Raw genomic sequence first — 15,423 nt, 5'->3', positions numbered from 1 at the left:
TGCCCTTTAAAATTTCACGGTTCCCGAAGGATTTGTGAACTTGTTTAATATCTATCATAATGCATTACCTCGTTTATACTTGCTTGCATAGACTTCTAACCGATGGAAGATAAATTCAAAGACAATCCCCATCACCCAGAATAGACCGGCCACCACGATGTAGGCCTCAAAATACTGTGAATTTTCCTCTGTATATAACTTTGCAGCGCCAAATAATTCAATAACAGTAATGACGAATACGATGCTGGTACTCTTCATGGTGTTAAGGAATTGGTTCGTAAATAGAGGCAACGCAAAGACTGTTGCTTGCGGCAATACGATGCGACGGAACGCTTGGAACCACGTCATACCAATGGCTTGAGCTGCTTCCATTTGTCCTTTTGGCACCGATTGCAAGGCAGCTCGGAAGATTTCACTCAAATAGGCCCCTGTGTGCAAGGTTAAGCCTACAACGGCTACGAACGTAGCTGGCACCTTTTCAAAGGGCACATGCACCCCTGTTTGATCCTCTAAGGCGAGGAAAAGAATTGGCAAGCCATAGTACACGAGATATAAGAGAACCATGTTCGGAATACTACGGCACAATAATACGTACAAATAGCTGAGCTGACTGAGCACAGGTACTTTATTTTGTTGTAGCACGCAACTTAATAGCCCTAAGATTGTACCCAAACCAACGCTGAGGAAGGTAATCATGAGGGTGACTTTCACATAAGGAATGACAGCAAAGAAGGTGCCATAAATATAGGTTGAATCAATTATATGTCCCATACGCCCCTACTCCTCACTGATCAAAATGCGTTGCGATTCCTTGCCCGCAACGGTAAAACGTTTTTCAAGCAATCGGCCCAAGAGGGACACGATGATAATTAGAATGCCATAAATGATGGCTGCGTCAACGAATAACTCAAGATAGCGCTGACTATTGCCGCCCATGAGATCCGCCTTACGCATCATATCGACAACGCCGACGTTAAAGATGAGGGCCGTCCCTTTCAACATGCCGATAACGAGGTTCGTTAACGGTGGAATACTCATGGTGAAAGCCTGCGGCAAAATGATGCGCACATAGCTTTGGAACTCGGTCATACCAAGGCTTTTAGCGGCTTCCTTCTCACCAGGCGCAACCGCATCAATACTGGAGCGCATGATTTCAGCACTATAAGCCGCAATATGCAATGTAAACACGGCATACACGAATACGAGGCCCGGTACATTTTTCATGTTAAGACCCATATGAGACATGATTTCTGGCACCCCAAAATATATGAGGAAGAGCTGTACCAAGAACGGCGTGCCCCGCATAAAGGAGATAAATACAATAAATAATTGGTTTAATACTGGCACCTTCTTGAGGCGAATGATGGCTATGATAGAGCCTAAAATAACACCTAAGATGGCAGAAATAACGGTAATGAGCACCGTTACGTGCACATAATTCAAGAGCTGTGGAAACGCTTGAATCATGTAGGACACATCAAAATACTTGCCCACAGTAGCACCTCGCTTCTAGACATAATAGAATAAGGCCGCCAAGGCGGCCTATTCGTTATTTTTGTGTTGGATCGAATGTGTAATCCCCACCAAGATATTGTTCAGAAAGTTTTTTCAACGTACCATCAGCACGCATTTCTTTCATCGTTTTATCGATTTTTTCGTTTACTTGTTTCATATCATCTGTTCGTTTAGACAAGAAGTATGTTGGTACTACTGCCAATACATCGCCTACGGCTTTGAGTGGCAAGCCACGGTCCTTAATAGCAGAGTTAATTACGTATTCGTACTCACCTGCTGCATCGGCACGACCGGTAGCAACGAGGTTCAATGTTTCAGCACCTGCTTTATCTGTGTAGATAATGTCGATTGGTGGATTAGCTGTTTCGTTGAATTGTTTTACTAATTCGTTAAACTCAGAAGATGTAGTAACGGCGATTTTTTTACCTTTCAAATCATCTAATTTAGAAATATCGTTGCGGTCATTTTTCACCACTAATTTACGTGTGGAGTAGTTATTAACCTCATTTGTGTAATAGTATTTTGATTCACGAGTTGGGTTACGACGCATTTGGTTAGCAATCATATCTACTTGGCCTGCATCCATTGCTACGAAGGCAGCATCAACGGCCATCGGCTTGAAGTTGAAGTGAAGGTCTGGATTACGACGTTCAATTTCTTTCAACAACTCTACGTCAAAACCTGTAAGGTTGCCGTTATCATCTGTGTAGGAATAAGGACGAACTGTACCGCGTGTAGCTACGTTAATCACTTTTGCATCTGGATTTACTTTCGTCTCCTTAGATGTATCATCACCGCAACCAGCTACAACGAGCACGCCTAGTGCCAATGCGCCGATGGCGAATAATTTCGTCAATTTCTTTGTATTAAACATGTAAAACTCCTTCTTTTCGCAATGTTTGCAAGAATGGCTCTACCTCATCGGTACGGGTAAAAGCCTCCATTATTCTATCTATTTGGTCAGCCTGCAAGGTGAGGCCAAACTTAATGCGTATATCCTCTAATGTAAGAGGATTATTCGGCGATCCTTTCGGATTGTTCACCGTCTCTGTGAAAGTATCTCCATTTTTCAAGGTAACGGTCACCTTTGTAATCCGCTCTGTTTGGGATACCTTCGGCAAATCATAGAACCGTTCTATACGATTCATATAGTCTCGTACTGATTGGTCTATGGTATCTATCTTAAATAGTTCGTCTTGTACCGCCCCATAAGCGAGGACTTGGTACACGATGTACTCTATAGAAAACTGACCTTCTCGACCTGTTATTGGCGATGTATAGCGCAATGCCGTATCAGCACCAAGCGGGAAGTGTACAGTAACTCTATCTATATCATCCCAAAGGGAAGAAACGAGGGTGGCACATAGTCTACGTTTACCTTGTTCCTCTGCATCTGGTGAAACGTTGTAGTGCTTAGACACATACGAAGAAGATGTAGTATATATACTATGTGCCACGGTTTCAGCTGCTTCAGCGCCACAAATGGCTGCCGAGCAATAAGGGTGGACTTTCATCCATAAACCAGGGTCAATGAGTTGCCCTGGTGCAAGCCAACGGCTAATAATATCATTTGATGTAACGGTAATATTACCGATGGTTTTAAACCAACCCCGTTCAGGGTCAAACGGTTTTGTGCTTGTTTGAAGTGATGTATATTGCAACAGTTCGTAAGCCCATACACCATTGCGTGCTGCTAGTCCCGCATGGAGCGGCTTACCATCTGTACCACTTTGAAAGAACATGCCCGCCGATTGAGTGGCAGCCAGAGACAGGAGCTGAGCCAAGCTTTCACCATGAAGGCCTCGCAAAGCGCCTATAGCAGCCGCCGCCCCAATAACACCAACGGTCCCCGTAGAATGCCATCCTTGGGTCCGATGGGCAGGATTGATGAGAGAACCAATGATTCCCTCTAGCTCGGCACCAATGATATAAGCACGAAGGAAATCGCGCCACGTATCATTCGGCTCGAGCACTGCCAGTAAAGCAGAGTATAAAACAGTACTGAAGTGACCCGCCAAATTTGCCTGGGCATCATCAAAATCTAGATAATGCGAGGCGAATCCATAATACAGAGCCTTGTCGGCTCGTCTAACAGTTAAATAGCTGTCATGACCATCTACATTAGATGTTTTATCCTGATTAGTAGATCTATCCTGATTAACAGTTATATTTTGATCAGCCCCTATAAACTGAGCTAAGTCCTGAACGGCTTGTTCCGTCTCAGCGGAGGCTAAGGACGCCAGATAATCTAGAAAAGCAATGCGAGCCACTGACAGGAGATCCTCACGGTTCGTCACATCCGTTTGTTCTATGTAGTTCACAATCGTCTGTGTTACTAAATCCATGGGTTCCCTTTCAGTTATTTAACATTAATCTATTATTTACCAAATTTTTCAGCACGGTCATTTGGTTCTAACCAAATGGAGTCGTCTGGACCTTTTGGAACAAGGCGTGGTAGATCTTCAAATGGCGTATGGTCTACATAGTAGAAACGTTTACGCATGGAGTCAAAGTCTGTTGTACCGCCGAATGCTGGGTTGGAGTATAAGTCCTTCGCGTAGTTCCAAAGGTTTGGATAGTCCACGAGGCGTTTTTTGTTAACCAAGTATTTTTGGTAGAACACAAGGTCAAAGCGTGCCAATGTTGGGAAGATACGAATGTCTGGATCTGTAATAGTATCACCCATCAAGTAACGTTGCTTGCTAAGGCGTTCTTCGAGCCAGTCTAAGCGAGCAAAGATACGGTCATAGTAGTATTCGTAATCTTTTTGGTTTGTTACGAGAGCTGCCAAGTTTACCGCCAAGTTGAAGTCAGCGTAGATGATAACGTTCAATGCATCGATATCGGCACGCAATTCTTCTGGGTAAATATCTGGAGCATCAGGAGAGATGAAATCTTTGAAGCCCAATGCTAATTCTGTAGTCAACGCATGGTAATCGTTGTTTACTACCGCACCAGTTGTAACATCTACGATAGCTGGTACTGTGGAACGTGCGTCGTAGTTAGGGTCGCCTTTGCGGTACGCTTCACCTAAGGAGTGAATGCCCAATACAGGGTCCTTTTCGTCTTTATCAAGGGTAAAGAACCAGTCTGCAATAACGCCTGCTGGACGCAATGGATCAACAGTGCCTTTAGAGATTACTGTATCTAAGCCAAGCAAATCGATGGCGATGGCAATGCGGTGAGCCCAAGGACAATGCTTAGACCATACAAGACGGTAACGATCTTTTTCTACAGGTAGAAGCCCTGGTTCACTCCCAAAAGGTGTTGTGAATTGAGGTTCTTCGCTATCAGAATATTTTTGACGACGGTTAAAATTCGATGCATCTTTACCTTCATACTCCTTTTGCTCCCCTTGAGAACGAGGATTACTAGACTGAAACTCAGAAAAATCGATAGGACAAGGATTCATAGCACGTTGGAACTCAACTTCTTTTCGAGCTGCCGCGATACTAGGATCCTTGATGTTGCTTACATCTACGTGTTCACTCATTCTATACTCCTATAGAGGTCATCTCGATTCGCTTTACAATTCTTATTTTGAAAGCTACTGTGATATCCCTCACTTATTCCTACTAACTTAATATGATTATGTGATTATATTACATTATTTAAATACCTATGTCAATAATAGGTATTTAAAATTTATAATGATTATTGAAAACAAAAAAGCCCGAGCTATATCTTTTCTAGATATAACTCGAGCTTTATTTAGATTATGTGTTACGTAAATGTTATACGCTATGTAAACATGAGCTGTTATATAACTATTATGTATTATATAACTATATAACTATTATGTGTTATGCAAACAACATATATTAGAACATGAAGTTTACATCTGTACGCCAGTAATCACCTAATTTATTACCATCCATGTCTTTATTACCGAAGCCATAGTAAGCACCGATAGATACGTTTTGGAATGGTACATAGTTTACATTAGCTACGAAGCCTTTAAAGCCATTACGTACATGGCCGACGCCTTTATTATCTACATAGTGTTGATTGTAGAAGCTATAGGCAGGAGCAAAGGCACTACTGAAGATTGGAGAATTTGCTTCTTCATAGTAGTATTGACCGCGAACACTATAGGTATGAGCTTTCTTAATGTCATAGTTACCATAACCAAGGCTAGCCATCCACGCATGAGAATCAGATACGCCTGGTGCTGTAAGCCATTCGCCGAAGACGTTCCAACGTTTAAAGTTCATGTTTGCGTTGAGGCCCCAAATGTTTTTGTATGGAGAATCAATAAAGGATTTAACTTGTTTACCAGTAAGTGCATCCACATCTTGGCCTTGGTACAATTTACCATTATGGAAGCGACCATACATACCACCAAGGGTAACATGTTTATTAAGTTTACCCTTAACTTCAACCATAGCGGCAGTAATAGTATTGTCTTTAGTTTGGTATGTAGGAGCGCCGCCTAACCAGTAACCATAACTAGCGGATACATCAAGCTTGCCATGTTTGTACATAAGACGAGCACCATCAACGAGATCATCATACATGAGGCCTAGACCTGGTGTATATAATTGACGACCTACGCGCAAGGTTGTATCTTTCCCAAAATGATGATCTACATAGGCAAGATTAATTTTGCCTTGTGTTGCGTTGCTATTGCCGAGTTCACTAGAGCCTTGAATACGTACAACAGCATCAGTTTTATCATTAACTTTAGCATTAAAGATTACACGAGCACGATAATCAAAGGAAGAATGTTTACCATACGCATAGGTATCATTTTTCAATTCGCTGCCACGGTAACGCAATCGATAATTACCAGTTACCTTTACATTCCCTACTTGATTTTCTAATTTGGCTACTCGTACACCTAATGTGTTGAGTTCAGAACCGAACTCATCGGCCAATCGATTAATCATCGCTTGTTGTTCCGCATTGGCTTTATCTTGGTTAGCCATCGCTTTAGCCACCATTTGAGCCATTTCGTAACGCGTAATAGGATTGCTGCCTTTGAAAGTTCCATCAGGGTATCCATTAATAATACCTGCATTTGCTAATTGCTCAACAGATTGATACGCCCAACTAGAAGCATCTACATCGGAAAATGGATTAGCTGCATACACACTTACAGAACCCAATACCATACAGGAAACTAAACTTGCTACTAACTTTTTATTCATTAAAAAGACCTTCTCTCATATAGATATCACACAATATCTTATAGATTAATGTTATTTTATGTACTGAAATACATTGTAAAACGATATAGCAATGTAGGGCTAAATCTTACATTACATAGTAATTGAAAGCTAAATCTAGCCCTACATAGACCTCTAGAATTATAGACTATTACTTCTAAAACTCTTATTCATGAGGTGTTGTATAGTTAATATCTTGTGCCTTGTAACTTTCACCATGAGCAAATACGTGAACGATGGTTTCCAATGTGGCACGTACAGTTTCAACAGCCATACTTGGTTGATTTGGTTTATCCACAACTTGGGATGGCAAGTACGGAATGTGCATGAAGCCCGCCTTAATATTGCCTTTTTGTGCCGCATAATGACACACTCCATACATCAAGTGATTGCATACGAAGGTACCGGCTGTATTAGAAACCTTTGCAGGAATGCCATTTTGATGCAATGCGTTAACAATGTTTTTAATTGGTAATGTTGCAAAATAGGCACTAGGACCATCAGATACAACAGGTTCATCTTCAGGTTGATTGCCTCCATTGTCTGGAATACGGAAGTCATCGCAGTTAATAGCAACACGTTCCACTGTAATATCTGGGCGCCCCCCTGCTTGACCTACACATAGAATAAAGTCTGGTTTGCATTGTTCAGCCGCTGCTTTCACAGTATCAACAGATTTGTAACGTACAGTAGGAACCATTTGAGTCACTACCTTATAATCACCATCGGTATAGCCATCCATTGTTTTTACCGCTTCCCAAGCTGGGTTAATAGGTTCACCGCCGAATGGATCAAAACCGGTAATCAAAATTGTTTTCATCACACTACCTCATAACGATATATCTTATGGTGTATTAGAATAATCAAACATGATACATAACCTTAAACGGATATATCATATAGTTTCATAAGAATATCATGCTTTCATAGAAAAAGGTTAAATAAAGTAATACATTAATAAGATGTTTAATACGAGCATAATTAATGCAATTGGAAGTTGGGCTTTAATAACGCCGTATTGGTCGCGCATTTCAAGGAGTGCTACTGGCACGATGTTAAAGTTTGCCGCCATAGGTGTCATCAAAGTACCGCAATAGCCAGCAAGCATTGCGATAGCACCCACAGCAGCTGGGTTTGCACCATGAGCTACAACGAGCATTGGAACACCGATAGCACTTGTAATCATCGCAAAGGCTGCAAAAGCGTTACCCATGATCATTGTGAAGATGACCATACCGATGCAGTATGCTACAACTATGAGGAATATATTATCTGCAGGCACTACACTAGCTACAGCACTGGAGATAATTTTACCAACGCCAGCCAAATTAAATAAATAGCCTAGAGCCGCTAATAATTGGGACAAAATAGCAGTCCAACCGATAGCATCGATGAGACGACGTCCTTCATGGAAGCCTTGGTTAAATGAACCCTTAGTGATGTAAAGAGCAGCACCCATAGCGATGATTGCGGCAATACCAATACCTACAAGAGCACCTAATTTAGTAAAGAAGCCAATGATGAATGTGATGATACCAACAAGTAACGCCGGTACGAAAATAACATTACCAATACGGACTGCTTCGCCTTTTTTAAATTCAATAGGAGATTCAAAGTAATGACCTTTGCCGAGTTGTTTTACCAAGACGATAGCAGCCATAGCGATAACGAGCCAGCCATTGATTTCCTTAGAAAGATAAGAACCAAAGATAAAGGATACACTGTACAAAAGCCAGAATAAACCTGTACCGATACGATATTTATGTTCTTTATCTAAAAATGATTGAATGGCAAAGATAAATAAGATGATCCCTACGAGAAGGTATACATAATCTAAGGGCTGCATTTTATAGATAAGTTCTAACATATTATTCAGCCTCCTTCTTTAATTCTTCTGGTGTAACAAGGATATTAAATTCATTAGGTACTAATTTACCAGCTTTCATATCCTCTTCGTCACGAGCTACAGAGGCTTGAATTGTTTTATCAAAGATAATAAAGCGAATGAAGTTAACGATATAGGCACAAACAGCAGTTGGCAATCCGTATAACACCATATCTGTTAACTCTACAGAATAGCCTAATTGTTCCATAACACCTTTGATAAGTAATAACCCACCAGCAGCAAGGAACAAGTTTTGACCGAAGAAATTGCCTATATTATCTGCAGAAGCAGCTATACCACGCACCTTATCAAGAGTACGTTGAGATACTGGGCGACCTTGCGCTACTGCAGCTTCACTCATAGGTGCAATCAACGGACGTACCATGGCAACCATACCGGACATGTTAATACCAAAAGCTACAGTTACTTGGCGCACAAATAAGTAAATCATAAAGATACGACCAGCCGTAGCAGCGTTGATCTTACCGATCAAAATTTCTGCCCGTTCACGTAAGCCATGACGTTCCATAAGACCAATAACAGGTAAAATCAAAATAAATAATGACATATAACGATTTTTAACGAAAGCCTCCCCAATGGCACCAACGATATCGTTGATACTGAGACCACCTGCAAGGCCCGTTACAAAACCTGCGGCTACGACAACTAACAAGGCATTAAAGCGCAGCATCAGACCGATGACCATCACTAAAATACCAGATAAGACTAACATAGTCTCACATCCTTTCTACAAACCATCTATAAACTAGTTCTATAGTCCATAGATATAATATATATGTTTACATTATATAATATATATGTTTACTTTATATACCCAAATATGTTTTTTTTGCATAAACAAATAAACCTTATACATTACTCTCATTTGATACAGTTATTATGTCACATTAAGTACACTCTATGTCACATTAAGTACACTCTATATCAGAATAGTTATGTATAAGGTTTGATTAGTTACTAGGCAACTATAATAAATCTTTTTTGAAAAGTATAGTAGTATGTTGTTTACCTCTAAAATGAACTTTATCATATGCTTTAAAGCCGAAAGATTCATACATTTTAGGCAACCACGGATGTTCTTGTGCTGTACCTAATGTAACAGCTGGCGTTTTAAATTGATTGATCAATAATTCTTCCGCATAACCAAGCGTTTCCCGAGCATAGCCTTTACCTTTGAACTCAGGGGCCGTTACAAAGTGAGCAATGTGTGGAAACTTATCCGGTGTAGAATATTTAATCCACGGCATACAGAACGAAATGGAACTAACAAGTTGTCCATCAATATACAATCCATATACAGGATAGGTTTCGATCCACTCCTTGGATTCTTCTTCTGTAAAATCGATAGCATCGAATGTAATTGGATAGTCTTTGATAGCTGCATAGCCGTCGATTAATACCTTATGATATTCTGCTGTATCCGCTACTGTTAATTGTCTAAATTCTTTCATGGTCTTTCCCTCATATCTATATTTTTATTCACTATGTTTGTATATTTATTACTTATGAACGTTATTATACACCTATATGTATTAAGTTGCAATATTTTTACATAAACATTACATGAAGTTTTAATACCCAATAAGAAAAAACAAACAAAAAACAGGATGTATCTCAAGGATACATCCTGTTTTTGAGCTTTCACAAGCTCGAGGGGAAGTTATCAATATATTATTGATTAATACGGGAACCGTATACGTCGCGTTGAGTTTTAGGTTCATTGTTAACGCGAACACGTTCTGTTTTATGACGATCGTTGTCAGCACCAGAAATACGGTCAACACGGAAGTGGTTAAGACGAATATTTTGTAATTCAGGACCAAATTCGTTCATAGCACGTTTCATGTTGTCATCGATAGGAGCACCATTTTGAAGTGCACGGTACAACATAGTAGCGAATTCGTAACGAGTCATCTTAACGTCGCCTTTGAATGTGCCATCAGGGTAGCCAACAAGGATACCATTACCAGCCAATTGGCTAATGTATTGGTAAGCCCAGTGGTTACGAGGAACGTCTGGGAATTCAGCAGTTTTGCTAGGATCAATTGCATGTGGAGTCAAGATTTGTAACAAGTTGTTATATTTGTTTTCCATATCTTGAAGACGTGCATTCAATTCAGCAATTTCACGGCCCATAGCTACGCGAGAGCGGGACTCAGGAGAACGTTTACCAAGACGAAGAGATACGCCAGCGTTCAATTGAGTTTCGCCAGTACCTACAGTACCACCAACGGAGAACATTGTGTCTTCGTTAGGACGGTAGAAAGCACCCAATGCAGCGGAGTTAGCATTGTGGTAGTGACCATAACCAGCAGCGATTGTCCATTTGTCATCTGGATTGAAGTCCAATGGATGTAAAGCAGCCAATGCAGCAGAACCTGCACCTACTTTATTAACGCGTTTTTCAACATTGCCAACTCGGTTGTTCAAGTTAGTAATATTATTGTTGATTTGACCTGGTGTGGAGTTGTTGATTTGAGTTTGTAAATCATTTGCTACGGAGTACAATTGGCTACCGTTTACAGCATCTGTAGAATCAGCGGAAATTTTACCAGCTGCTACATTGTGGATTTGGCGTTCGCCGCCAGCATTACCAACAGATACAGAACCTACAGGGCTAGTACCTGCGAAACCACCATATGTATGACCAGCTACAGTTGCGCTAGTTACATTTGTTGCAGAACGAGTAGTAGAATTAGCACCTAATGCAATGGAGTTTTCAGTGGATGCATTAGCTTTGTTACCGATTGCAATGCTGTAATCAGCAGTTGCAGTTGCATCAGAACCAAATACGTTAGTGCGTACGCCTGTTGCTTGAGCACCAGCACCGAATGCTTGTGCATGATCGCCAGCAGCTTTTGCAGAGGAACCAATAGCATTAGCATGGTTGCCATTTGCTTCCGCATCAGCACCGATAGCATTAGCTTTGTAACCAGCGGATTTTGCTTGGTGACCAAGTGCTAAAGAACGTACATCGGAAGCATGTGCACGAGTACCGATTGCGATACCCCAAGTTTTATCAGCTTGAGCTTCATGACCGATAGCGATTGTTTCGCTCATTTGAGCTTTTGCTTCGTTACCTACTGCCAATGCAGAGCTACCTAATGCAGTATTTTGGGAACCGATAGCTACGGAGTTGCTATTCCAATTGCCGTTTTTCAAAAGTGTAGCTGCATCAGATTCATTATCAAAAGTACGATCACGGTAGTTAGTAGTTGTACCAGCTACAGTATTGTGATAACCATAACCGATAGCATTTGTACCGTTGATCACGTTGCTATCACCGAAAGCTTGCGCAAATGCACCTGTTACAGTATTGCCATCGCCAAATGCGTTAGCTTGGTTACCATTAATGGAGTTTTGGTTACCGTATGCACTGCTAGAACCATTAGCGCTTGTGATTGTATTACCTTGACCTACAGCGATGCTTGTAGCTGTACCACCTGCAACAGTACCATAAGAAACACTATTATGTGTAGTATCTGGAGTTTGACCAGCTTGATCACCTACGGCTGCAAAAATAAAACCATCTGCTGTAGATACAGGTGTTGCTGCACTAACAGGAGCAACAGCAGTACCTACTGCCGCAGCTGCAGCCAATACAGCAAACGCTAATTTTTTGGAATGTTTGTTTTCTCTCATCTTACACCCTCACTAAATTAAAATTCTTAACCAAACACAATACAATTTTTCATTCTCTCTAAGTTCCGCCTCTCTCCTCGGGCTGATAAAATATACTTCTTATTTTGAGCTAAGAAATATATTCAATTCATTTTAAGAAAAATTTATATTGTTGATTACTCGCATAGCATATCAAAGTTTTACGATATAAACAAGCCTTTTTTCCATATAAAGTTCATTAATAACTCTTCATAATAGCGAAAAATAGCATGATTACTGGCATTCTTTATTGTATTGATATGCTCATCAATTTTAATGATGAGTAAGAAAAATCACAGCATTTTAAGGATTCTACAGAATATACTTTGTATAACTTATAAATAATCATAACTTTAATAAGCTTTATAAATATTTCAAATTATCTATCAGCCCTTATTCATATTAATTTCATGAACACTTTCTGAAATTCCGTTAAGAGAATAATTAATCATTTTTCTGAATTTTATAATAATTTTATTTTTATCATTAATAGTATGCTATATCTACTTGAATAAGTTGATAAGTATACACATATCACCCAAAATATCCGCATAAGTTTTCAATAATGAAGCTTCAACAATATATACATCACCCATATAGATCCATATGTATCATAAAGACAAAAAGCTCCGACGTTATATGAACGTTAGGAGCTATATATATTAAGCTAATAATGCTTTTACAAGTTCTTCTGCTTTCCCAAAATCATCTGCATCTGGGTTCCAGTTACATTTAATTTCAGGTTCTACCACGGAGAAACCATATTTAGTTAATTCTTCACGAAGTACCTTTGTAGATTCACCAGACCAACCGTAGGTACCAAATACGGCAGCCTTTTTATTTTTGAACTTCAATTCACGCAAAAAGTCGAGCCAACCAGCTACAGAAGAAATAACACTATTCCCTACTGTCGGAGAACCAACGGCAATCGCTTTTGATTTGAATACTTCTGTCATGATGTCATTCTTATTGGTTTTACTGATGTTAAAGATTTTAACCCGTGTATCAGGAGATTGTTTAGCAATCTCATCAGCAATTTTATGGGCTAATTTCTTTGTACCATCCCACATAGTGTCATATACGACTGTAATTTGGTCTTCTTGGTATGCTTGAGACCATTCGTAGTATTTTTCTACGATTTGCATTGGGTTTTCACGCCAAATTGCACCATGGCTAGTAGCGATAATATCAATTGGCAAGTTGAGCTTTTGAATTTCTTCAACCTTAGCTTTTACCAATGGAGAGAATGGATTCAAAATATTGGCGTAATATTTCATCGCCTCTGCCCATAAGCGGCATTGATCAGCCTTATCGGCCCATAATTCTTCTACCGCAAAATGTTGTCCGAACGCATCGTTAGAGAACAAAATATTATCGCCAGTCATATAGGTTGCCATAGAGTCAGGCCAATGGAGCATGCGCATTTCTACGAATACCAAAGATTTACCGTTGCCGATATCTACAGAATCACCTGTCTTCACAGTCTTAAAATTCCATTCTGGATGATGATATTGACCAACCAAGGACTTAACGGCATTTTCTGTACAGTAAATCGGAGTATTAGGAATCTTTTCCATCAATGCAGGTAAGGAACCGCTGTGATCGACTTCGCCGTGATTACATACGATAAAATCAATCTTGTTTAGATCAATTTCAGATTCCAAATTATCGATAAACTCTGAAGAATGAGGTTTCCATACGGTATCGATGAGGACGGTTTTCTCCTCTTCAATCAAGTATGCATTTTGGCTAGATCCATTATTAATACTGTAATCAGAACCGTGAAATTCTTGCAATTCCCAATCAATTTTACCAACCCAAGATACGTTATTTTTTATATGCTTTCTCATAATTACCTCCATAATTCTTGTGAAAGTCTTTCACAATTAACAATATGTATGGCCTATGTGGTATCTCTGTATATGTACCTATCTATATACCTATGCATATATCACAACTCGGTCATTAACTATGATTTTATTATAACCATATCGCATAATTAAGTCTGTATCTGTAGGTACAGATTTGATAATTATTCTAAAAAACCACTCATAGATAATCAAATTCTATACATTAGCGTACAATAGATTTCCTATGAGCGGTTACGAGCATATGCAGTTTTAATAGCGGGTTGTTTATTATCTAGCTTAAATAAGCTAAGATAACGTCCAATTATTTATTCTCAGGCTTAGATAATCCTGGGATAGCTTTATAGATGTATAATGCAATATATCCATCAACCATGCTATGAATGATAGTACCACCGCCTACAAGAACGAATACGACGTAGATTAGATCGATATTCGGCATCGTAGTCGTAGTATAGAACAAGAGGCATGCTAATACTTCACCGATAGCGTGAACGATGGCACATACAAGGTTGAACGTAGCAAAGGATAGAGCCCCAGTCAATACGCCTGGATGGTGTTTAATATAATAGGCCCCCATCAAAGCAAAGATGATATGAGATGCAGCGCGCATAACGATAACGATAGGGAAGCCAGCTACAAAGAAACCTAGCGTAGAGCCGATAACAACGCAAGCAGCCATCTTACGAGACAAGAACATGGCTAGGAATATAGGCACGTGACTAGCCAGTGTATACGAAGCCGGCGGTATAACGACTTTCAAAGGCATCATAATAGGAATCATGATGGCTAACGCCATCAACAAAGCAGTAATGGTTAAATTTCGATACATCGAAGAATTCATAAAGGCCTCCTTAAAGAATCTCTTACATCTACATCTACATCTACATCTACATCTACATCTACATCTACATCTACATCTACATCTACATTATTCTAATTCATGAGATTAAAACTAGCAATATTTTTAGTTTCCTACACTGCCCCACAAGTTAAGGATAACAACACCAACTACAATAAGACCTATACCCAAAATAGTGTACATATTATAGCCTTCACTAAAGATAAAGACAGAAATGAGTGCTGTCACCACGAGGCCTACGCCAGACCAGGTAGCATAGGTAACGCTGAGTGGAATATATTTCAGTACATGCGTCAACGTATAGAAAGATCCTACATAGCCACATACACAAGCAATAGTCTGTAACGGTCTCGTAAACCCATCAGACGCTTTCAACATGGTCGTTGCAAATAATTCAAGCCCTATAGATAAAGCTAGTAAAAAATATGGTAACATAACGCCTCC

The 15,423-nt window shown here is 39.9% G+C and carries 14 protein-coding genes; all 14 read right to left on the bottom strand.

The window, feature by feature from the left end; all coding sequences use genetic code 11:
• Nucleotides 1-54: 54 nt before the first annotated feature.
• The 14 genes from KH109_RS08750 to KH109_RS08685 all read right to left on the bottom strand — a co-directional run bounded on the left by KH109_RS08750 (nucleotide 55) and on the right by KH109_RS08685 (nucleotide 15,414).
• A complete protein-coding gene (locus KH109_RS08750) occupies nucleotides 55-771 on the bottom strand; it encodes an amino acid ABC transporter permease (protein WP_008603263.1) in 717 nt (238 codons plus the stop codon).
• Nucleotides 772-777: 6 nt separating this feature from the next.
• Complete coding sequence (locus KH109_RS08745; protein ID WP_105081243.1) at nucleotides 778-1,494, bottom strand: amino acid ABC transporter permease; 717 nt, start codon at nucleotides 1,492-1,494, stop codon at nucleotides 778-780.
• Between the two features lie 55 nt (nucleotides 1,495-1,549).
• A complete protein-coding gene (locus tag KH109_RS08740) occupies nucleotides 1,550-2,389 on the bottom strand; it encodes a transporter substrate-binding domain-containing protein (protein WP_024064230.1) in 840 nt (279 codons plus the stop codon).
• On the bottom strand, nucleotides 2,382-3,860 hold the full coding sequence (locus KH109_RS08735) for an MmgE/PrpD family protein (RefSeq protein WP_295218736.1): 1,479 nt from the start codon (nucleotides 3,858-3,860) through the stop codon (nucleotides 2,382-2,384). Before KH109_RS08735 ends, KH109_RS08740 begins: the two co-directional genes overlap by 8 nt.
• A 32-nt stretch (nucleotides 3,861-3,892) precedes the next feature.
• The gene (locus KH109_RS08730) at nucleotides 3,893-5,008 is read right to left on the bottom strand and encodes a glutathione S-transferase C-terminal domain-containing protein (RefSeq protein WP_295218732.1); all 1,116 of its coding nucleotides are present in this window, start codon (nucleotides 5,006-5,008) and stop codon (nucleotides 3,893-3,895) included.
• 328 nt (nucleotides 5,009-5,336) lie between these two features.
• Nucleotides 5,337-6,665, bottom strand: a complete 1,329-nt coding sequence (locus tag KH109_RS08725; protein WP_295218729.1) for an S-layer homology domain-containing protein — start codon at nucleotides 6,663-6,665, stop codon at nucleotides 5,337-5,339.
• 184 nt (nucleotides 6,666-6,849) lie between these two features.
• Nucleotides 6,850-7,503, bottom strand: a complete 654-nt coding sequence (pcp, locus tag KH109_RS08720) for a pyroglutamyl-peptidase I (protein WP_295218743.1) — start codon at nucleotides 7,501-7,503, stop codon at nucleotides 6,850-6,852.
• Nucleotides 7,504-7,620: 117 nt separating this feature from the next.
• On the bottom strand, nucleotides 7,621-8,550 hold the full coding sequence (locus KH109_RS08715) for a DUF979 domain-containing protein (RefSeq protein ID WP_295218726.1): 930 nt from the start codon (nucleotides 8,548-8,550) through the stop codon (nucleotides 7,621-7,623).
• 1 nt (nucleotide 8,551) lies between these two features.
• Complete coding sequence (locus KH109_RS08710; protein ID WP_101928628.1) at nucleotides 8,552-9,301, bottom strand: DUF969 domain-containing protein; 750 nt, start codon at nucleotides 9,299-9,301, stop codon at nucleotides 8,552-8,554.
• A gap of 253 nt (nucleotides 9,302-9,554) precedes the next feature.
• Nucleotides 9,555-10,040 (bottom strand): GNAT family N-acetyltransferase, encoded by a 486-nt coding sequence (locus KH109_RS08705; RefSeq protein ID WP_101928627.1) that lies wholly within the window; start codon nucleotides 10,038-10,040, stop codon nucleotides 9,555-9,557.
• A gap of 220 nt (nucleotides 10,041-10,260) precedes the next feature.
• Complete coding sequence (locus KH109_RS08700) at nucleotides 10,261-12,231, bottom strand: S-layer homology domain-containing protein (RefSeq protein WP_295218721.1); 1,971 nt, start codon at nucleotides 12,229-12,231, stop codon at nucleotides 10,261-10,263.
• A 680-nt stretch (nucleotides 12,232-12,911) separates the two neighbouring features.
• A complete protein-coding gene (locus KH109_RS08695; protein WP_295218718.1) occupies nucleotides 12,912-14,099 on the bottom strand; it encodes an MBL fold metallo-hydrolase in 1,188 nt (395 codons plus the stop codon).
• 322 nt (nucleotides 14,100-14,421) lie between these two features.
• Nucleotides 14,422-14,961 (bottom strand): hypothetical protein, encoded by a 540-nt coding sequence (locus tag KH109_RS08690; protein WP_295218713.1) that lies wholly within the window; start codon nucleotides 14,959-14,961, stop codon nucleotides 14,422-14,424.
• A gap of 123 nt (nucleotides 14,962-15,084) precedes the next feature.
• Complete coding sequence (locus KH109_RS08685; RefSeq protein ID WP_227041240.1) at nucleotides 15,085-15,414, bottom strand: multidrug efflux SMR transporter; 330 nt, start codon at nucleotides 15,412-15,414, stop codon at nucleotides 15,085-15,087.
• Nucleotides 15,415-15,423 lie beyond the last annotated feature (9 nt).

It is taken from the genome of Veillonella sp. (assembly GCF_018381775.1).
Lineage (GTDB): Bacteria > Bacillota > Negativicutes > Veillonellales > Veillonellaceae > Veillonella.
This window is presented reverse-complemented; position numbering and strand designations above follow the sequence as displayed.